22 protein-coding genes are annotated in these 18,758 nt (G+C 46.4%); 10 read left to right on the top strand and 12 right to left on the bottom strand.

Annotated features, from left to right (window positions below; translation table 11 throughout):
- Nucleotides 1-365: 365 nt before the first annotated feature.
- From KH172YL63_RS04325 to KH172YL63_RS04310, 4 genes are all read right to left on the bottom strand, one after another.
- Entirely contained in the window at nucleotides 366-974 is a 609-nt protein-coding gene (locus KH172YL63_RS04325) for a methyltransferase (RefSeq protein ID WP_173104963.1), read from the bottom strand.
- 112 nt (nucleotides 975-1,086) lie between these two features.
- Nucleotides 1,087-2,421: a nucleoside recognition domain-containing protein gene (locus tag KH172YL63_RS04320; RefSeq protein ID WP_442858770.1), complete on the bottom strand. Its 1,335-nt coding sequence runs from the start codon at nucleotides 2,419-2,421 to the stop codon at nucleotides 1,087-1,089.
- Nucleotides 2,422-2,464: 43 nt separating this feature from the next.
- Nucleotides 2,465-3,190, bottom strand: coding sequence for a FeoB small GTPase domain-containing protein (locus KH172YL63_RS04315; RefSeq protein WP_173104962.1), 726 nt, complete (start codon nucleotides 3,188-3,190; stop codon nucleotides 2,465-2,467).
- A 1-nt stretch (nucleotide 3,191) separates the two neighbouring features.
- The gene (locus KH172YL63_RS04310; protein WP_173104961.1) at nucleotides 3,192-3,443 is read right to left on the bottom strand and encodes a FeoA family protein; all 252 of its coding nucleotides are present in this window, start codon (nucleotides 3,441-3,443) and stop codon (nucleotides 3,192-3,194) included.
- Between the two features lie 224 nt (nucleotides 3,444-3,667).
- On the opposite strand from KH172YL63_RS04310, the gene KH172YL63_RS04305 reads away from it, so the two are divergent.
- Nucleotides 3,668-4,342, top strand: coding sequence for an NAD(P)H-dependent oxidoreductase (locus tag KH172YL63_RS04305; protein ID WP_173104960.1), 675 nt, complete (start codon nucleotides 3,668-3,670; stop codon nucleotides 4,340-4,342).
- 48 nt (nucleotides 4,343-4,390) lie between these two features.
- On the opposite strand, the gene KH172YL63_RS04300 is transcribed toward KH172YL63_RS04305, so the two are convergent.
- From KH172YL63_RS04300 to KH172YL63_RS04285, 4 genes are all read right to left on the bottom strand, one after another.
- The gene (locus KH172YL63_RS04300) at nucleotides 4,391-5,623 is read right to left on the bottom strand and encodes an ATP-binding protein (RefSeq protein WP_173104959.1); all 1,233 of its coding nucleotides are present in this window, start codon (nucleotides 5,621-5,623) and stop codon (nucleotides 4,391-4,393) included.
- Nucleotides 5,624-5,652: 29 nt separating this feature from the next.
- The gene (locus tag KH172YL63_RS04295) at nucleotides 5,653-6,222 is read right to left on the bottom strand and encodes a helix-turn-helix domain-containing protein (RefSeq protein WP_173104958.1); all 570 of its coding nucleotides are present in this window, start codon (nucleotides 6,220-6,222) and stop codon (nucleotides 5,653-5,655) included.
- A gap of 214 nt (nucleotides 6,223-6,436) precedes the next feature.
- A complete protein-coding gene (locus tag KH172YL63_RS04290; RefSeq protein WP_173104957.1) occupies nucleotides 6,437-7,498 on the bottom strand; it encodes a C45 family autoproteolytic acyltransferase/hydrolase in 1,062 nt (353 codons plus the stop codon).
- Between the two features lie 203 nt (nucleotides 7,499-7,701).
- Complete coding sequence (locus KH172YL63_RS04285; RefSeq protein ID WP_173104956.1) at nucleotides 7,702-8,568, bottom strand: DMT family transporter; 867 nt, start codon at nucleotides 8,566-8,568, stop codon at nucleotides 7,702-7,704.
- Nucleotides 8,569-8,740: 172 nt separating this feature from the next.
- Between KH172YL63_RS04285 and KH172YL63_RS04280 the strand changes: the two genes are divergently transcribed.
- Nucleotides 8,741-10,273 carry a multicopper oxidase family protein gene (locus tag KH172YL63_RS04280; protein WP_173104955.1) on the top strand — a complete coding sequence of 511 codons (1,533 nt, stop codon included), beginning with the start codon at nucleotides 8,741-8,743 and terminating at the stop codon, nucleotides 10,271-10,273.
- 514 nt (nucleotides 10,274-10,787) lie between these two features.
- Here the strand turns inward: KH172YL63_RS04280 and KH172YL63_RS04275 are convergent.
- Nucleotides 10,788-11,645 (bottom strand): AraC family transcriptional regulator, encoded by an 858-nt coding sequence (locus tag KH172YL63_RS04275; protein ID WP_173104954.1) that lies wholly within the window; start codon nucleotides 11,643-11,645, stop codon nucleotides 10,788-10,790.
- Between the two features lie 224 nt (nucleotides 11,646-11,869).
- Between KH172YL63_RS04275 and KH172YL63_RS04270 the strand changes: the two genes are divergently transcribed.
- Together KH172YL63_RS04270 and KH172YL63_RS04265 are read left to right on the top strand one after the other, a co-directional pair.
- Complete coding sequence (locus tag KH172YL63_RS04270; RefSeq protein ID WP_173104953.1) at nucleotides 11,870-12,310, top strand: hypothetical protein; 441 nt, start codon at nucleotides 11,870-11,872, stop codon at nucleotides 12,308-12,310.
- A 161-nt stretch (nucleotides 12,311-12,471) separates the two neighbouring features.
- Nucleotides 12,472-13,950, top strand: a complete 1,479-nt coding sequence (locus tag KH172YL63_RS04265; protein ID WP_173104952.1) for a flavin monoamine oxidase family protein — start codon at nucleotides 12,472-12,474, stop codon at nucleotides 13,948-13,950.
- 42 nt (nucleotides 13,951-13,992) lie between these two features.
- Here KH172YL63_RS04265 and KH172YL63_RS04260 read toward each other — a convergent pair whose 3' ends face one another.
- Nucleotides 13,993-14,244, bottom strand: a complete 252-nt coding sequence (locus KH172YL63_RS04260; protein WP_442858769.1) for a permease — start codon at nucleotides 14,242-14,244, stop codon at nucleotides 13,993-13,995.
- Between the two features lie 116 nt (nucleotides 14,245-14,360).
- The gene (locus KH172YL63_RS04255; protein WP_173104950.1) at nucleotides 14,361-14,570 is read right to left on the bottom strand and encodes a helix-turn-helix transcriptional regulator; all 210 of its coding nucleotides are present in this window, start codon (nucleotides 14,568-14,570) and stop codon (nucleotides 14,361-14,363) included.
- A 135-nt stretch (nucleotides 14,571-14,705) separates the two neighbouring features.
- On the opposite strand from KH172YL63_RS04255, the gene KH172YL63_RS04250 reads away from it, so the two are divergent.
- From KH172YL63_RS04250 to KH172YL63_RS04225, 6 genes are all read left to right on the top strand, one after another.
- The gene (locus tag KH172YL63_RS04250) at nucleotides 14,706-15,671 is read left to right on the top strand and encodes a DUF4003 family protein (RefSeq protein WP_232066120.1); all 966 of its coding nucleotides are present in this window, start codon (nucleotides 14,706-14,708) and stop codon (nucleotides 15,669-15,671) included.
- Nucleotides 15,671-15,880: a DUF3951 domain-containing protein gene (locus KH172YL63_RS04245; RefSeq protein ID WP_173104948.1), complete on the top strand. Its 210-nt coding sequence runs from the start codon at nucleotides 15,671-15,673 to the stop codon at nucleotides 15,878-15,880. The genes KH172YL63_RS04250 and KH172YL63_RS04245 overlap by 1 nt, the downstream gene beginning before the upstream one ends.
- Nucleotides 15,881-15,954: 74 nt before the next feature.
- On the top strand, nucleotides 15,955-16,107 hold the full coding sequence (locus KH172YL63_RS04240) for a hypothetical protein (RefSeq protein ID WP_173104947.1): 153 nt from the start codon (nucleotides 15,955-15,957) through the stop codon (nucleotides 16,105-16,107).
- 129 nt (nucleotides 16,108-16,236) lie between these two features.
- A complete protein-coding gene (locus tag KH172YL63_RS04235) occupies nucleotides 16,237-16,467 on the top strand; it encodes a hypothetical protein (protein ID WP_173104946.1) in 231 nt (76 codons plus the stop codon).
- Nucleotides 16,468-16,512: 45 nt separating this feature from the next.
- A complete protein-coding gene (locus tag KH172YL63_RS04230; RefSeq protein ID WP_173104945.1) occupies nucleotides 16,513-16,848 on the top strand; it encodes a hypothetical protein in 336 nt (111 codons plus the stop codon).
- Between the two features lie 210 nt (nucleotides 16,849-17,058).
- Nucleotides 17,059-18,477: an NAD-dependent succinate-semialdehyde dehydrogenase gene (locus KH172YL63_RS04225; protein WP_173104944.1), complete on the top strand. Its 1,419-nt coding sequence runs from the start codon at nucleotides 17,059-17,061 to the stop codon at nucleotides 18,475-18,477.
- A 33-nt stretch (nucleotides 18,478-18,510) separates the two neighbouring features.
- On the opposite strand, the gene KH172YL63_RS04220 is transcribed toward KH172YL63_RS04225, so the two are convergent.
- Complete coding sequence (locus KH172YL63_RS04220) at nucleotides 18,511-18,696, bottom strand: hypothetical protein (RefSeq protein ID WP_173104943.1); 186 nt, start codon at nucleotides 18,694-18,696, stop codon at nucleotides 18,511-18,513.
- Nucleotides 18,697-18,758 lie beyond the last annotated feature (62 nt).

The following is an 18,758-nucleotide window of genomic DNA, read 5'->3' as shown; positions in this document are numbered from 1 at the left end:
GGTCACCTCCCAAAGATATGTCATGAAAAGGCTTTTAATTCACTATGATTATATGCGATGACGAAATTAAATTTCAATAAGATTTAATAATACATAAACTTTAATTTCACTAATATACCCAATGTTAGACGGCACATAAAACACAAACAACTGCTGATTTTGCCAGAAATAAATGTTGATTCCATTGATTGTTTTGACTATTAAATCCCAAACGGATTTTGCCTGTTAAATCTCACCCGCTATTTGCCTGACAAATAAACCGGAATATTTAACAGACAAAAGTATTCGTCTTTTTAACAGACAACTAAAGTCCGTTTTTCAACTGACAAATAACCCCGACAATTCAACAAACTGACAAACCTCAGTCAATACCCCAACCCATACACCAAAAACCGCTCATACTCATTCTTCTCATACTCCCCTGTCAGATCGATCTCTTTTCTCAATTGAAATAACGGGTGATCCTCCATGTAATGAACGTATTCATCCGAGCTGTAGTACAGCAGGATTTCAATGTCCCGGGGGAAGGTTTCCACCGATTGGAGGATGTTGTTGACGACTTTCATGAAGATTTGAAGGGAAAAGGGATTGAAGAAGTAGAAGCGGTTGTCCTGTTTCTGTATGAGATACTCTTCTGCCAGGCAGTGTTGGAATGTGAGTGTCCCTTCTCTCACTTTTGTTTTTTGTTGATAGCTTGCGAGATTTTTCATGGCGTCTTCGTAGAATCCTTCATTCATTTCGACACCGACGACCCCGGATTGGAATTGGTGGTGGATGAAGAAATTCAGGCGTCCTTTTCCGCACCCGAAGTCGACGATGCTGTCGGTGCTGCTCAGCTCGTATTGTTGGAATAGTTGTTCGAGCGCAGCGTAGGGTGTGGGTTCATAGCGGTGGTAGTGGAGGGATTGGTGGAACCCCTTTTGCTGCTGTGCGGTTTTGATATTCAATAATTTATCGTAGTAGTATTCTTTCATTTTTGACTCCTTGTGGGTTTATCTTTTATTATCGTATCATTTTTCACTGTTTCTTTCAGTGAGAATATAAAAAGCAAATCCTCGTCGGAGAGAGGATTTGCTTTCATAGATTTTATACCCAGCCCATCGCTTTGACGATCGTTGCGACCAGGAAGGTGACGCCGATGGCAATCGCGGTCGGAATCGCAAATGCGAGGAACGTCCATTTCTTGCTTTTGGTTTCTTTGTATATATTCACAAGTGTCGTTCCACATGGGAAATGGAGCAGTGAAAAGAGCATCATATTCAGGGCCGTCAGCCAGGTCCAGCCGTGGCTGACGAATACTGCCTTCAATTCTGTCAGGTCATCAAGTTCGAGCATCGCACCCTGTGACAAGTAGGCCATGATCAGGATCGGGACGACGATTTCATTGGCAGGAAGCCCGATGATGAAGGCTGCCATGATGAAGCCGTCCATGCCAAGCGCCTGACCGAATGGATCCAGGAAGTTGACGAAATGCATCAGGATGCTCGTGTCACCGATGTAAATATTGGCGATGATCCATGTGATGATCGACGCCGGTGCTGCAACGATCACGGCTCTTTTTAGTACATACCATGATTTGTCGATGCTTGAGCGCAGCACTGTGTTCCATATTTTAGGGCGACGGTATGGCGGCAGTTCCAGCGTATAGTGGGTCGGGACTCCTTTAAGTGCCGTTTTGGAAAGGATCCATGAAACGGTGATGGTCACGACGATTCCGATCAGCACCATCGACATGACGGTTGCTGCCGTCACGAGTGAGGCGATCCCGCCTGCGTATCCTGCTGCCATAAACAGTGACGCAAGGAGGATGAGCGTCGGCCACCGTCCATTGCACGGAACAAAGTTATTCGTCAGAATCGCAAGCATACGTTCTCTGGGTGATTCGATGATCCGGGTCGACATGATTGCTGCTGCGTTACAGCCGAACCCCATTGCCATCGTCAGTGACTGCTTGCCGTGACCTCCCGCTTTTTTGAACAGGCGGTCCATGTTGAATGCGACCCTTGGTAAATATCCGTAATTTTCAAGGAGTGCAAACGCCGGGAAGAATATGGCCATCGGCGGGAGCATGACGCTGATCACCCAGCCGGTTCCACGGAAGAAGCCAAGGACAAGGATGCCATGGAGCCACTCCGGTGCGTTCATGGCGGTAAAGAGCAGTGTCAGCTTGCCCTCCATCCATGCGAAGCTTTCTGCAAGCATGCCTGACGGAACGTTCGCACCTGCTATCGTCAGGTAGAAGACGGCTCCGAGCATGGCAAGCATGATCGGGAATCCCCAGATCGGGGAAGTCAGCACTTTATCGAGTTTTTCTGAGTGGATACGTTCCTTGCTTTTGTAGGTGACAGCTTCCCTGCAGATCCCCCTGCTTGTAGAGTAGATGTTTTCCACGATCTCATCCCGGAGATTGGCACTCGACATCCCTTTGGCATGATTGAATAAATGAACGAGTGCCTGATCCCCCTCAGGTGGTTGCATTGATTGAGACATTGGAGTAGCCTCCCTTCGTTCGTTCCTTTTTAAAATGGTTATTCAACGAATGCAGGATGCTTTCATCTCCATCCAGCAGCCGTAAGGAAATCCAGCGGACCGGGAATTCGTCGCCGATCATCCCCCTCACTTTAGGAGCGAGTTCTTCGATTTTCGCTTCGATTTCGTCTGAGTAGGTCATGCGATACGGATTCGTCTTTATATTCCCCTTGGCCATTTCGTGGACGGTATCGAGCAGTTCCTTGATGCCTGTCTTGTTTCTCGCTGAGGTTTTCAAAACAGGGACGCCGAGCTTTTTGCTGAGAAGATCACTGTCCACTTCGATGCCCTTTTTCTTCGCTTCATCGATCAAGTTCAGGCATACGATCACCCGGTCTGTCATTTCCATCACTTGAAGGGCAAGGTTCATGTTTCTCTCGAGTGAAGTCGCATCCAGTACGACGAGTGTCACATCCGGTTTATCAAAAATGATATAATCCCTGGCTACTTCTTCATCGGCTGAATTGGAATAGAGGGAATACGTACCAGGCAGATCGATGATGGTGAAATCCGTATCAAGATGCCTGAATTCACCTTCCGCATGGATGACCGTCTTCCCCGGCCAGTTCCCTGTATGCTGGCGCAATCCCGTCAACAGGTTGAACAAGGTGCTTTTTCCGGTATTCGGATTGCCGGCAAGCGCAATTCTGTATGAGCTCATGTCACACACCTCCAAGTTTCTGTACATGAATCTTTGAGCTTTCTTCTTTTCTGAGGGCGATCGTCGTATCACTTACACGAAATGCCATCGGATCGCCAAGCGGGCTTTTCTGGATCACGTATACTTCTGACCCTTTCACAAAGCCTAAATCCAATAATCTTCTCCTCATCGTACCTTCTAATGATAATGATGTAATAAGGACCCGTTCCCCTGGCTTGCACTCTGAAAGAAGCATTGTCTTGACTTCGGACATGTTTCATTCCTCCGGTAAAGTATATTGTCTTTATGTTAAAAAGTTTCCTATACGCAAATTATATGTTCATCTTATTCCCTTCCCCACCGAAATGTCAATCAAAGTTTTATATCTTCATAGAGTTCTGTCAAAAGAGAGATTCCCGAGATGCAGAACATGATTATCTTCCAGGTTTTGTGGTACGTTAAGTATGTTGAAATCAATGGATAAGGAGTGAATGGTCGATGGCCGACAAAGAAAAACGCAAGCAGGACATTTTAGATGCTTATCATTTCAGACATGCGACAAAGGAGTTCGATCCAGACAAGAAAGTAACCGATGAGGATTTTCATTTCATCATGGAGACGGCACGCCTGTCACCGAGTTCCTTCGGATTTGAACCTTGGAGGTTTGTCGTTATCCAGAGTCCTGCATTGCGGGAGAAAATCAAACAGGCTGCCTGGGGTGCATACGGAAAGCTTCCTGAAGCGAGTCATTTCGTCGTCATCCTCGCACGGACAAAGAAAGATACGAAATACGATTCCGACTACTTGCAGGATCATTTTAAAAGGGTAAAAAACCTGCCGGAAGAGCATATGAAGAAATACCTGGAAAGAATCGAACAGTTCCAGAAAGAAGATTTCGATCTGCTGGAAGGGGAGCGTCCACTATACGATTGGGCCGGAAAGCAGACCTATATCGCCCTCGGTAACATGATGACCGCCGCTGCCCAGATCGGCATCGATTCCTGCCCGATCGAAGGCTTTGATATCGAAAAGATGAATGAGCTGTTGGACGGGGAAGGCTTACTCGAAAACGGAAGCTTCAGTATTTCCGTCATGGTCGCATTCGGTTACCGGGTCAAGGATCCTGCACCAAAATCACGACGACCTTATGAAGATATCGTGAAGTTTGTATAATAAAAGAAGGAATCTGGACACGAATCCAGATTCCTTCTTTTTGATTGGTCAGACGTGAGCCTGCAATTCAATATATACAGTTGTCCCTTTATTCAGTTCACTTTTCACCCGGATATTTCCCTCCATGGAATGTACGATGATGTTTGCTGCCATTACTCCAAGACCCGTTCCCTCATCTTTAGTGGAGAAAAACGGTTCACCGAAACGGGCGATTTGTTCCTTCGTCATGCCCCAGCCGGAATCAGAAATGGCAATGGTCAAGTTTTTCTCCATTGTCATATTGACAGTCAACTCGCCACCACGGGGCATTGCCTCAATTGCATTTCTCATAATATTCCCCATGCATTTTCGGAAACTGTGGGGATGGCCATCTACATAGATGCCTTCCATAAGCTGAGAGTGAAATGAAATGTGCGGTGACAGCGGCCGTAAATTTTCGAAGAGCTCAACAATGGCTTGCCTCACATCGATCCGCTCTTGTTCTTCAGGAGAAGAGCGGGTAAAGGTCAGGTATTCTTCGATAACATTTGTAGCCTGTTCAATCCCGCTTAACGACAAATCCACAAATTCCCTCTGCATCTCTTCATTCTTTTCTTCCTTCATTAGCTGCAAGAACCCTTTCGAGGTGGTCAGGGGATTCCGTATTTCATGGGATATGCTCGCTGCCAGTCGACTTACAACCTGAAGTTTTTCTTCTTGATTGACCTTTCTTTTCATCACCATTAACTTCCGCATCATTTCTGCAACAAGGACACTGATAATTCCTGCCGTTAACGGGATGAGCACAAGATACACCCACTCATCGACCGTAATCTCCGCCTGATGAATCGAGCCCAATGCCAGGTTCAATGTTGTCATACTTGCACAAACCATCACCATGAACATCAATTTTTCATTTCGGTCAGCCCGTTGAAACCTTTTGGAAAATAACCATAAAATCATAAATGCCACCGCATAATTTAACATAACCAAATAAATGAGTTCACCGCCGAGTATCAAGTACCGGAATCCGATGATGGCGATCATCAACACAAACGAGACAACAGGACCGAAGTATAAACTGCTTAGGAAAAACGGGATCATCCTTAAATCTATGTACACACCGTTGGTCAATTTAATGCTGAACAGCACACACAGCAGAATCGTGATGGCTGAAGTCAGGATCACGATTCCTTTAGCGGGCGGCTTCTTCGTGAAATCATAATAAAGGGCGAGAAATAACAGTCCTATTATAATGAATAGGAAATTTAACAGTAAATTGGTCAGTATAGAACTATCCATATGAACGCCCCTATCTTTCGTACGATCTGTCAGGAGTGAATTTCATGATTGGTATCTGATATCTCTTCTTGAAGCAGTTGAATGGAAGCCGAACTTCCACCGATCAGCTCTCCTTTATGATTAAACAACGGATGACAAGTGATGTCATACTCGAATGTGGCATCCGCTACGGTTAAGGAAATTTTTTTTCTTAGAGATTGACGGATGTTGATGACTTCTTGCTTCATCTCCATCAAAGCCCTCGTCCCCGCATTATCCTCTATTTCCGCATCCCGCTTACCTATCATAAAATCAGGGTCAACGTCCTGATGGGGATTGAATATCCATGTGTATCTAAGTTCTAAGTCAAAATGGGCGATGACCATGGGGGAGTCCTGCAGGGCAAAATAAAACGGACTATCCTCTATTTCGAAGATGGACACATGGAAACTCAATAATTCTGCCAGATTCTCTGCCAGCTTTCTGCTCGGTACCCTGACACCATTTTCAATCTTTGAATAGTAGGATCTGTCAATATGAATGAAAGCCGCAATGTCTTCTTGGCTATAACCCTTTAACTTTCTCAACCTCTCAAGCCAAATCCTCTTCTGATAATTCATTCGCATTCCTCCAACAAAAAACCTTACTAGTTCTATTATACTGATTCGAAAATCAAAAACTATGTGACTATTTTGTCACTATTGCAAAATACCGTAAAATCACCTAAAAGACTTATAAATAAGGAAAAATACAGAAAATATTTCTAGTTAAATAGCATGATAACCTCGAAGGTTTTTCCAAAAAAAAGAGCCTCAGGTTTTACCCTGAAGCTACCTACTTATTCGTAAACCAATCCGCACCCTCATCCATATGGACAAAGGGAATATCGGTCTCGACTTCCCCGACAATCTTCTCACGATCGCTATCTTTCCCGTTCAGCCACTGGGCAAAATCAAACACAACCGGCTGCCTGTCTCCGCCGAGGGAGAACCAGGCTTTCAGTTCTTTAGGAAAATATGCCGATGTGTGGATCGTCCCTGCCCAGCTTCCGTATAATTCGGAGAAGATCCCCTTATCCCTGTCGTTCATCAACCGGAAAGCTTGATGGGCATCAGCCTGTCCATATTCTTCGATGATGCTCAATCTTCGTTTCGAATCAACAAGATGATGCCTGTTTTCATGTGTCATCACTTCAAAGTGATTCGTACACGCATGGGATTGACGGACCTCCACGCCACGTGGGGACGTTTCGACAATGAACGTTTCCCCGCTCCTGTCATACACAACATAGCTGAAAGAGTGTCTGTGAGGAATCTCTTTCAGCATCGAAACGGCCTCAGACACATCCCCGCATGATTCCAAAATCAGCCGCCCGATCATACAGCAGATGAACCCGTCACCCGGGTTCTTCCTGTGCATGAAATTATATCCGACCGCAAGACCCTTTTCGTTCATCCCGTCCATCCGTCCGGTTACCCGCTGACTCGGCCCGATGATGCTGTAGCCTCCGTCGGTCGGCTGATAAAACGTATATCTTCCTTCATATGTTTTCGGATGATAATCGTAATTCCTGATCAAATAATCCTCACCTGTCATGATCGAACAGCCCGACTTCACATAATCGACCCGATAGCCGCCAAACTCCTGCAGCACCCTTTCCATCGGCCATTGAAGGGCCTCCTGCAAACCGAGAAGTTCATCCCAGATACCCGGCGCAAACCTCTTGATCGCTTCATTCGTTTCCTCCACTGAGATGGAGAAACGTGGCTTCCTCACCTTCCACTGATTCTCCCGATTCCGCACCGTCACAGAATCCTTTATCCTCTCTCCCTGCATATAACCGAAATCGTAATGAGATCCGCGGAACTGGATCACATCGCTATGTATTGTTTTCATATTAAACCCTCATTTAGTCAGAATGTATGGTTTAAGGATAAAGGAATGGGTGGTGAAAGGAAAGGGATTGGAATTGTAGATGTGATAGATTGGCGATGCCCCGTCAAAGCGGGTCGTCGTATATTTTTCAGGCTTAACCCTTCACGCTCCGAAATATTTCATTTTAAAAAACCACCCATTAAAAACAATGGATGGTTTTTCCCTTACGCTTCCTGTTTTTTACCCTCTTGATTATTTTTCAAGAACATATATAACGAAGCCGCAAAGATGATGATATAGCCGATGATGCTGTATACATCAGGAACCTGTCCGAACAGGAGGATGCTGATCATGGCTGAATATACGACGGTTGAGTAGAAGAATATCGAAATTTCCCTTGCCGGGGCGAACTTGTAGGCAATCGTGATCCCGAATTGACCAACTGTCGCAAACACACCTGCCGCCAGCAGATAAATCCACTGCTCTACACTCATCGGCTCGTAAAATCCGATGACAAACGGGAGAAGGACGACGGTGGTGAAGAATGAAAAGTAAAAGACGACCGTGTAAAATTTCTCCCTGCTTCCCAATACCCGGAGTACGGTGTAGGCACCCGCCGCAAAGATGGCAGAGAACACGCCTGCAAGATACGGGATGATATCAAATGAGAAGGCCGGTTTGATGATGAACAGCGTTCCGATGAATGCAATGATAATTGCCACTACCTGAAACACCCGTGTCCGCTCCTTCAAAAATAGTGCCGAGAAAATGATCGTCAGAAATGGACTCAGCTTGTTCAGCATATCGGCATCGGATAAAACGAGGTGATCGATCGCATAGAAGAATAATACGATTCCTACCGCGCCGAGTGCAGACCGGAGCAATAACAGCTTCTGGTTCTCCTTTTTACCAAATAGTCGTTCTTTATGATACCGGACAAACCCGAATGCGATGAATGCGGATACGATGTTCCGGAAAAATGTTTTTTGAATCGTTGGCACATCTCCCGACAGCTTCACACATGCTGCCATCAACGAGAAACCGAGCGCAGACAGAAGTAATAGAAGTATTCCTTTATTTCGATTTGACATATGATCCTCCAATACCTTTTGCCAATAGTATTGTCTCAAAAGAATTTGGCAACTATCATAGTGTAACAAATTCATCATCTATTATCGCGGATTTAAACTTTTTCATAAAAAATCGATCATTCACCCACCTGAATCATACATATCAATAAACGGCCTTATAAGGAGGAATTCAATGTTGGAAAAATTCGTGGATCCACTGCCGATCATGGAAACTCTTTCTCCCACATCAATCGGGAGGGACGGTCAATATTATGAAGTCACAATGACCGAAAACATGCAGAAACTGCACCGGGATCTGCCTCCGACAAGGATCTGGGGATACAACGGTCGATTTCCCGGCCCTCTGTTCCAAGTAAAACGGAATCAACCGGTCTATGTCACATGGAAAAATGATCTTCCTGAACGTCACCTATTACCGGTCGACACCACCGTCCACGGAGCGGAAAAGGATAAGCCTGAGGTGCGCACCGTCGTTCACCTTCATGGAGGCGTGACGCCGGATACGAGCGATGGATATCCTGACGCATGGTTTACAAAAGGCTTTCAAGAAGTCGGTCCATTCTTCAATTCCGAAACGTACGTCTACCCAAATCAGCAGCGGGCCACCACCCTCTGGTACCACGATCATGCCATCGGGATCACCCGACTTAATATTTACGCAGGTTTGGCAGGGGCATATATCATCCATGACGATGAAGAAGACGCTTTACAACTGCCTGATGAACCATACGATATTCCCTTGCTGATCATGGACCGCTCCTTTAACGAAGATGGTTCACTCTACTATCCTTCCCAGCCGGACCCGCCTGTCCCTGAAATCGATCCCTCTTTCGTCCCCCATTTCTTCGGAGACACCATCCTTGTGAATGGGATGGTCTGGCCCTATTTGGAAGTGGAAAACCGCCGTTACCGTTTCAGGCTGATCAATGGATCCAACTCCCGGACATACCGCTTTTCATTGTCAAACAGCGCTTCTTTCATCCAGATCGGCTCCGACCAGGGGCTTCTGTCTGCTCCGGTCCCTGTCCGGGAAATCCTCCTTGCTCCTGCAGAACGTGCCGATGTGATCATCGATTTCTCTTCTATGGAAGGAAAAAGCATCACCCTCGAGAATCATGCACGGGCCCCGTTCCCTAATGGCCCCGCCCCTGATCCCGATACGACAGGATCCGTGATGCAGTTCCGTGTCGTGAAAGCTTTGTCAGAAAAAAAGAATCGTGACATTCCTAAAGTGCTATCCGCTGTCCCCCGATTACCCGAGCACCATGCGACAGTAACAAGGACCCTCCTGTTAAATATGAGGCGGGACCAGTACAACCGGGAAATACACCTTTTAAATGACCAGAAATGGTCGGATCCGATCACGGAAATGCCCAGGCTGTGGAGCATGGAAATCTGGAACCTGATGAACGTCACCGAAGAATCCCATCCGATTCATTTACACTTAGTCCGCTTTCAAATCCTCGACAGGCAGCGTTTCGATCAGGATATCTACCGGAGGGAAGGCAGATTCGTCCCGGTTTCTCCGCGGAAAAAGCCACCCCAAACCGAACAAGGCTGGAAGGATACCGTTTGCGCCAATCCATGGGAAATGACTAGGATCATCGTGCCGTTCGGACCTTATACAGGGCTCTACGTCTGGCATTGTCACATTCTGGAGCATGAAGATGAAGAGATGATGCGGCCTTATGTGGTGGTGAGGTGAGGGAAAAGGATGAGGGTGGACCAAAAGAGGGCCCTAAAAAATCCGCATGGTATTGAAAACCAATACCGTGCGGATTTCTTTCACTAAAGATTCAATTATACTGCAGATTCTTGCGACCGGTGGGGGATTCCTTATGGATTTTGAAAGTTGATAATATATTGGGCGAAGTCGATAATATATGATGAAACTCGATAATATTCTGGCCGAAGTCGATAATATATCCTGAAACTCGATAATATCCCAGGCGAAGTCGATAATATAACCTTCAAACTAGAACAGATCCCAGCTGAAAGCGATATTAATTTTTCAGATTCGATCCCCAAACAGGCAACAGGGTCATCATACGCTAGAAATCACCCATTTATACCGACAACCACAATTAAATACGCTAGTTCTCAGCATTTCCTGGCTTCTACCACGATAAGGCACACCACATCCAAGCCACCAAAATTCAATTCCCCTCCTCTATCCCCCCTATAAAAAAGCCCCCGATGCTCATCGGAGGCTCACTTTCTTATTTTTTTACAATCGGCACCCACACTTCACAGCGGTAGTCTTTACTGTTGGGGTTCCCTGGCGGATACAATTCAAATTCCGGTCCGCCGGCATGTTCATAACCTGTTGACGGGAACCATTCTGAGAAAATCCTCTTCCATACAGCCTGGATCGCATTTGGCATCGGGCCGACCGATTCGAATACGGCCCATGTTGCTGCTGGGATCTCTTTTACCACAAGAGATGGATCACCGCTGCCCTTCTTGCCCGCTCCGATGAAATATGTGAATGCTTCGTTCGGATGATCAAACTCCATACAAATCCCGAGCATTTCCTCAGTCCCTGCTGCTTCACAGATTTTCCTGTCGAGACCTGAACTGTTCACTTCTCCCCAAAAGGCAGGAATATCAGTCAGATTCTCCCCGTCCCGGGTGGATACCCTTTTCCCTTTTCCGATTACCTGGAATGCTTCTTTGTCCACAATTTTATAATTCATTTCGACTTCTCCTTTTAGCTGGATTTGGAAGGAAATGCGCGGGAATGCTTTAAGGGACGTCCCAGGTGCCCTCACCTGTGATGGTGAAACGCCGTGGGCCCTCCGGAAGGCTTTTGAAAAAGATTCCGGCGTTTCGTATCCGTAGGTGAAAGCCACATCGATGACCTTTGCATCTGTGTTGAGCAGATCCTGGGCAGCCCGTGTCAGTCTTCGCTTACGGATATATTCAGCGACTGTACAGCCGGTTACGAGTGAGAACAGTCGCTGAAAGTGGAACTTCGAGCTGAGTGACAGCCTGGCAAGCTCCTCCATACGGATATCCCCTTCAAGATTGTCCTCGATATATTGAATGCAGTCATTCATTCTGTTAAGCATTTCCATCGCTTACTTCCTCCCCTCACAACCAATGTATCATCCTGAATGATCATTCTCCTGTCATTTCGTGCGCTTGTATGACCGGAAGAATCACCCTTTCGATTACATCCCCCTCCTACTTCTACATTCTCCCTGCCGACTCCTCCTGTTTAAAGCTTTGCCGCATAAAATGTTTATTGATTGGAATAAAGGGAATTCAACTCCCATCAAAGTGAAAGGCGGTCGAAACAATGAATCCTAAAGACAGTATGGATAAAAATTTGAAGAAATTAGAGGATGACTATATAGAGGCGCTCGATTCAAATGGGAGCAGCACGGTTGAGGAATTCATTGACTCTTTCCTCTATGACTCATGGGATTATAATGAGCAGAATATGGATTTAATCACTACTGTGATGAGCCGTTACAGCCGGGGGGAGATCACGACTCCAACTTTCCGGGATTCTTTTAACAGGATGGTGGAACACTTGCAGCATCAGTTGGCAGCATTGGATCACACTCATGACTATCCACTCCTTCATTCAAAGCATGGCGCTTCCATCCTGGTGTCAATGGTGGATGGATTGGTCGTTCAATACTTCCTCGGTGTATACAGTGCCGATGCTTTACGAGACATGACACCGACATTGAAGGAAGTGATATTGAACGCATTGAAGACGCCTGGAAAGTGATTTCTGGTATTGCCCCATCTTCAAGAGGACGGGGCGATACAGCAGCCTGACGTGCAACTAAAGGCTTAAAATGAAGCCGGTTCTTTATAGAAATCGTCTATTCCACCCTCCCTCCCTCATATATATGGGTAATATAGTTTGGCGTAAGGAGGGATGATGCAATGAGGAATAGAGCAGATACTTATAGTTACGGTGACCTTTCCTATCCGGACGATATGAGGTCGATCATCAGGAATGGGCTGGAACCGAGCAAGAATCCCAAAAATGTGATCATCATCGGCGCCGGCATGGCTGGGCTGGTAGCAGCTTCCCTATTAAAGCAAGCCGGCCACTCCGTCACCATCCTTGAAGGGAACGACCGGATCGGGGGCAGGGTATATACACTCAGGGAACCTTTCTCCGAAGGGCAGTATTTGGATGTCGGGGCGATGCGCTTTCCGGATACACATGAATTGGTATTAGAGTACATCCGGAAATTCCATTTACCCATCAATGAATTTTTCAACGAAAGCGACCTGTACCTCGTGAATGGAATTAAGACGACAAACACTTATTACAGTCAAAATCCGGATGTATTCAACTACCCCCTGCCCCCTGAAGAACAGGGGAAAACCGCCGTTGAACTGCTTTCTTCCGCCGTTCAGCCCTTTTTGGATTTATATGATAGAGCAGACCCTGAAGAGCAGGAACGGTTGAGAAAGAAATTTGATCACTATTCTTTCGATGTATTCTTGCGGGTCAACCCGCTCGGCACTTCACTCTCCCCTGAGGCGATCCGGATTGTGAAGGTAATTTTGGGCATCGAGGGCTTTCCGGAGTTATCGTTTGTGGATATTTTATTGGACATCGTCCGAACCGTATTTAACAAAGATTTAACGTTTTATGAGATCACCGGCGGGAATGATCAGCTCCCCGAAGCTTTTATGCCGGAGCTCCAGTCAGACATACTGTTTGAACAAAAGGTCCACCAGATCATCCAGAAAGACGACGGGGTCACGGTCATCACACGTGACCGGAGAACAAACCGCTATCACCGTTTTGAAGGGGACTATACAGTCGTCACGGTCCCCTATTCTGTCTTTCAATTCATCGACATCCAGCCCTATCAATCTCTTTCTTTTCAAAAATGGAAAGCGATCAGGGAATTGAATTATGTCTCGTCAGTGAAAATCGGTTTGGAGTTTAAAACAAAATTCTGGGAAGCGGTCAACATCGGGAATATCATCACAGACCTTCCGATACGCTATACGTTTCGTCCGAGTCATAATATAGGGCAGGCAGGACCCGGCGTCATGCTCGGCAGCTACAGCTGGGGGCAGAATGCGAACCTCTGGAACAGTCTCCCGGAGGACGAACGGATCCGGGAGGCACTGCAAGGGCTTTATCGCATATACGGGGAACAGGTGTACAAAGAATTTTCGAAGGGGGCTTCCTACAGCTGGGGAGAAAATCAGTTCTCGGCAGGGTGCTTCACACTCTTCGCCCCGAATCAGGCGTCCGACTTCTCAGACCACCTCTACCTGCCAGAACACCGCATCCACTTCGCCGGCGAACACACTTCCCCCTTCCACGGCTGGGTCGAGGGCGCCATCGAATCCGCCATCCGCGCTGCCTACGAAGTGAACAACAGAACCGACTGAATCCAGAGGGACGGACCTTGCCTTGCAAGGTCCGTCCCTCTTCTAGTAAACCTTCGACATGACCACCATGGAAATGAAGACTGTCATAATGGTGAGGCTTGTGAGGATGTTTAATAGATTCATTGCTGTCAGCTCAATCACATCAAATTGCAGGATCATCATGAACACAATATGAAAGGCTAGAATGACAAAATAAGAGTAGAACATTCCCTTTTCCCGGATGAGTTTCATCCGCTCATCTTTTTCTTTAAACTGCGGATGAAGGAAATACATGCAGAAGCTTAACACCGTCATCGACAACGGTGTGAGGGCGAAGTACGGAAATTCCCCGGCAGAGATTCCGACGAAGAACAAAAATGCCGTTTGCACCGCCAATATCCAGCCTAAATACAAATATGCCTTTGTATACATCATTTCTTTCCCCCTTTCTCTTCATAAACAAAAAGCTCTTCAATTGACGTATCAAATACTTTGGCCAATTGAAAAGCGAGATTCAGCGAAGGATCATACTTCCCCTTTTCAATTGAAATGATGGTTTGTCTTGAAACGCCTAAAACAGCTGCCAGCCGTTCCTGGGAGAAACCAAATGTTTTGCGGTATTCCACCAGTCTATTTTCCAAAGCAGGATCCCTCCTTATATTTCCATATCATAATGTAAAGGAAACTTAACGTCAAGCACCCTTTACATTTAAAGACGAAACTTTCTTCCGTTTCATCCGTATATGTATCAACAGTAAAATGAAGGAGTGGAAGCTGTGAATCACAAGGTTGATCAGTACAAGGACATTTACGGCCAATTGAAAAAATCCCTGCGATGGAAAGTGGCCGATTCCCGTTCCATTATGATGGTCGCCTCGTTGTACGTCACGAGTCAACGCCCTTTTCATCTCGATCGTTTCCTTGAGATCAGTGACTATATAAAAAGCGAAGTAGGCACATTTTCAACCTTGAAACATGACCTCCGCTATACCATCGCGGCGATGCTTGATATACGATATGACGATCCACACACCAAGTTCCATGATTTTCATGCGGTTTACGATTCATTGATAGATGCCGGGTTTTCCAGGGGGGCTTTTTCCTATATCGGTGCGATGACAATGCTCTCTGAAGATGCCCCAACACCCCTCGCCGAGCACGGGATGAATGTGTATAAAAAAATGCGGGAAAAGCATTTCTTTTTAACCGGTCACAGTGATTACCCGTTTGCATTGCTGCTCGCTCAACGGGAAGAGGATCATGAATCGTTGATTGAAACCATTGAAGACTTCTACACACAATTGCATGCAGCCGGGTTCAGGAAAGGAAACGACCTGCAGAGCATGAGTCACATCCTCTCCCTTCACAACGGAACGAATCCAGATGAACTCGTCAGTCGATGCGCACGGTTATTCGACCTGTTCAAGAAGGAAGGCATAAAGACGAAGGCAATGTTCTATCCACATATCGCCCTTCTTTCCTACGTCGACGTAAATCCTGGTCTCGTCACTGAAGTGAAGGCATTATGGGATGAACTCAATTCTGAAAAGCTGTTTAAGTGGCAAAAAGACCTGAATGGGATGATGGCAGTGACTTTTTTGATGAGTGATAAAATTGAGCATACTGATCTATTGCAGGCAAAATTATCGACAGCGATTGAAACGCTCATCCAGGCCCAACAGGCAACAATGATCGCCACTGTTTCAGCGGTAAGCGCATCAACGACAGGGGGTGATGCATGATGAATGGCATCAACATGTTTGCCGTCGGATTTCCTCTGGCAATCACCCTCCTTGTCCTGATCGGCTTTTATAAAGTATTTATCAAAAAGAAGAGCATTTCTCTCTTTTATACACCTTTCGATCAAGTTACCGGTCAGACAGAGGTGTCCTTTCATGAGGAACAAGAAATCATTGCGGAAGACGAAGATCAAGGAGAGGGAAATAAATAAGTCGCTGCTGCCCCTTCTCTCTCCTCCCCTGCCATGTTACCATTTATGGGCAGAAACAAATGGGAGATGATGAAGTGAGATTACTGTTTATCCTGCTTGGGTTCATCCTTGGCGGGATTTTCGCATTTATAGGTCCACCGGTGGCCATGTGCGCCCTCCTCGGAGCCATCCTATTCCTGCTCATCTATGATGGCATCGATGGGAAACACATAGTGAAAAAGAAATAAAGTGAGAGGGACGGACCTTGCCAGGCAAGGTCCGTCCCTCTTAATAAAAGCTATCTTTACTTCCAACCTTTTATTATACTGATCTCAATACTATTTTCCATTTTATGCAGGAAGAAGGAACGAAGGATTATGCTGGCTAAAACACAATACCTCCTTATCATCTTCATCGGAGTGTCTGCAGGATTGCTTGGCGGAATCATGCAACTGCCTTTTTGGACCATCGGCGTCACCATTTTCGTCGGTATCCTTGGGATCGTCATCCTCCCACTTGTGTGGGCCGTGTACCTTACCAAAAACACGGAAACGGTAAAACGCTATTTACAAAGCAGAAAGAAGCACCCTTACTTTGACTTTTATTAACAGCTGGCTCAAAAAGATGAAACGGCATTAAAAGCTGCTTTAGATGTGGCAAAGAAAAAATACACATCGCCTCACATCCAGGCCCCTTTGATCGTTACCTATGCTGCATTTCAGTCTCAATTAGAAACGGTGAAAGCAGAAATCTCGAAGATTAAACAAGAACATGTGAGGGCTTACTATGAAGCTTTGCTTCTAATAAAAGAAAATCACATGACCGAAGCCGAGCAAATCGCGAATTCCCTCTCAAAGAAATGGATGAAAGAGGACATCTTATCCACGGCAGCAGAAGCGAAAGGCCGGCACGATCAAGCACGTCTTCACAGACAAAACGCAATCAGTGCTTCAAGGGGTGTACAACGTTATTTACTGATCCATAAATAAGCAGAACGGGGGGGACGGACCTTTGACACAAAGGTCCGTCCCCCTCCTCTGTTTATATCCCCATCCGATGTGGGTAATTTAACTGTAGGAAGGACGTATATATGATTAAAGGGTGAATTGCTGGATTCCTGCTTTCCACTATTGTAAATTTAAGACAAACCTACATAGTCATCAGCATATGGGAATCTATTTTTTAAAAGGAGGAACACGATGCAACATTACAATATGATTATCAATGGAGAACAAGTCGGATCGGATCTGTCGCAGAGGGATGTGACGAGCCCTGCCACCTCTGAAGTCGTCGCTACGATTCCATACGGCGGGAAAAAGGAGGCGGAACGTGCCGTCGACGCAGCATATGATGCGTTTAAGGACTGGTCCCAGTACTCAGCATACGAACGGAGTGAACTTATCCGCAAATGGCATGATCTGATTAACGAAAACAAGGAAGATCTTGCCCGTACCATGACTATCGAGCAAGGAAAACCGTTAAAAGAAGCAAGCGGTGAAATCCAATACGCCAACGGCTTCATTTCCTGGTACGCCGAAGAAGGGAAACGGGTGTATGGTGAACAAATTCCGGCCACTCAGCGAAACAAGCGGTTATTTGTCCACAAGCAGCCGGTTGGGGTCGTGGCAGTCATCACACCTTGGAATTTCCCTGCTGCAATGATCACACGAAAAGTGGCGCCTGCACTTGCTACAGGATGTACCGTCGTGGTCAAGCCAGCCAACCAAACACCTCTGACGGCTTTAAAAATGGCGGCCCTTGCGGAAGAAGCGGGAATCCCCAAAGGGGTCATCAACGTGGTGACCGGTGATTCGAAAGCGATCGGCGAAGCGTGGATGGAAGATGCCCGGGTACGGAAATTGACCTTCACCGGTTCAACCGAAGTCGGCAAGGTGCTGATGAAGGGATCTGCTGAGACGGTCAAGAAGATTTCACTGGAGCTCGGAGGTCACGCGCCTGTGATCGTGATGGCAGATGCGGATCTTGATAAAGCAGTGGATGGCGTCGTCGCCTCGAAATTCCGGAACGCCGGACAGACATGCGTGTGCTCCAACCGCATTTACGTTCATGAATCAATCCAGCAGGCCTTCTCAGAAAAGCTCGTGGAAAAGGTCAAGGAGCTGAAAGTCGGGAACGGCTTGGAAGAAGGGGTCGACATCGGACCGTTGATCGATGAGCATGCAGTTGAGAAAGTGGAGAAACATGTGGAAGATGCCGTGAGCAAAGGAGCTTCCATCGCCTGCGGCGGCAATGGAAAAAACGGATTGTATTTCGAACCGACCGTCCTTACCAACGTTAATGACGACATGCTTTGCATGAAGGACGAAACGTTCGGTCCAGTCGCTCCGATCACCTCATTCAAAACGGAAGAGGAAGCAATTCAGCGGGCAAATGACTCCATTTACGGACTTGCTGCTTATGTATTCACCGAAAACATCACCAACGGCATCCGCATCAGCGAACAGTTGGAATATGGCATCGTCGGTTTAAATGACGGTTTGCCTTCCACCCCGCAGGCACCATTTGGCGGATTCAAGCAAAGCGGACTCGGCCGTGAAGGCGGTCACCATGGAATCGAGGAGTATTTAGAAGTGAAGTACATTTCCGTGGGACTTTAAAAAGAGTAAGGCACGCTGTTTCTCAGGCGTGCCTTATTTTTCTTTCATTTTGTTCTCAAAGTGGGTTTTCACCTCATGATACACATTCAAAATACCGGCCATAAAGAAAAGGAAAATAATGAAATTCATATTGTCAGGAGCCGTATATCCGTCAAACCCCTGCAAAAATACGAACAGCATCCCAAAAGATAAATAAACCGCCGCCGCTACTTGTTTCAAAGTCTCCCCTCCCTATTGCATTCCTTTGTTCATGTTTATTCTAGTTGCAGGGAGGGCAGACC

This window comes from Bacillus sp. KH172YL63, assembly GCF_011398925.1.
In the GTDB taxonomy this organism is placed as follows: Bacteria; Bacillota; Bacilli; order Bacillales; family Bacillaceae_B; genus Rossellomorea.
The sequence above is the reverse complement of the archived record's forward strand: the minus strand, read 5'-3'. Positions and strand labels throughout refer to the sequence as shown.

Bases quoted from the DNA above. Each gene is read 5' to 3' on its own strand.
- KH172YL63_RS04325 (WP_173104963.1), bottom strand. From the start codon at position 974: ATGAAAGAATACTACTACGATAAATTATTGAATATCAAAACCGCACAG.
- KH172YL63_RS04320 (WP_442858770.1), bottom strand. From the start codon at position 2,421: ATGTCGAGTGCCAATCTCCGGGATGAGATCGTGGAAAACATCTACTCT.
- KH172YL63_RS04315 (WP_173104962.1), bottom strand. From the start codon at position 3,190: ATGAGCTCATACAGAATTGCGCTTGCCGGCAATCCGAATACCGGAAAA.
- KH172YL63_RS04310 (WP_173104961.1), bottom strand. From the start codon at position 3,443: ATGTCCGAAGTCAAGACAATGCTTCTTTCAGAGTGCAAGCCAGGGGAA.
- KH172YL63_RS04305 (WP_173104960.1), top strand. From the start codon at position 3,668: ATGGCCGACAAAGAAAAACGCAAGCAGGACATTTTAGATGCTTATCAT.
- KH172YL63_RS04300 (WP_173104959.1), bottom strand. From the start codon at position 5,623: ATGGATAGTTCTATACTGACCAATTTACTGTTAAATTTCCTATTCATT.
- KH172YL63_RS04295 (WP_173104958.1), bottom strand. From the start codon at position 6,222: ATGAATTATCAGAAGAGGATTTGGCTTGAGAGGTTGAGAAAGTTAAAG.
- KH172YL63_RS04290 (WP_173104957.1), bottom strand. From the start codon at position 7,498: ATGAAAACAATACATAGCGATGTGATCCAGTTCCGCGGATCTCATTAC.
- KH172YL63_RS04285 (WP_173104956.1), bottom strand. From the start codon at position 8,568: ATGTCAAATCGAAATAAAGGAATACTTCTATTACTTCTGTCTGCGCTC.
- KH172YL63_RS04280 (WP_173104955.1), top strand. From the start codon at position 8,741: ATGTTGGAAAAATTCGTGGATCCACTGCCGATCATGGAAACTCTTTCT.
- KH172YL63_RS04275 (WP_173104954.1), bottom strand. From the start codon at position 11,645: ATGGAAATGCTTAACAGAATGAATGACTGCATTCAATATATCGAGGAC.
- KH172YL63_RS04270 (WP_173104953.1), top strand. From the start codon at position 11,870: ATGAATCCTAAAGACAGTATGGATAAAAATTTGAAGAAATTAGAGGAT.
- KH172YL63_RS04265 (WP_173104952.1), top strand. From the start codon at position 12,472: ATGAGGAATAGAGCAGATACTTATAGTTACGGTGACCTTTCCTATCCG.
- KH172YL63_RS04260 (WP_442858769.1), bottom strand. From the start codon at position 14,244: ATGACGGTGTTAAGCTTCTGCATGTATTTCCTTCATCCGCAGTTTAAA.
- KH172YL63_RS04245 (WP_173104948.1), top strand. From the start codon at position 15,671: ATGAATGGCATCAACATGTTTGCCGTCGGATTTCCTCTGGCAATCACC.
- KH172YL63_RS04235 (WP_173104946.1), top strand. From the start codon at position 16,237: ATGCTGGCTAAAACACAATACCTCCTTATCATCTTCATCGGAGTGTCT.
- KH172YL63_RS04225 (WP_173104944.1), top strand. From the start codon at position 17,059: ATGCAACATTACAATATGATTATCAATGGAGAACAAGTCGGATCGGAT.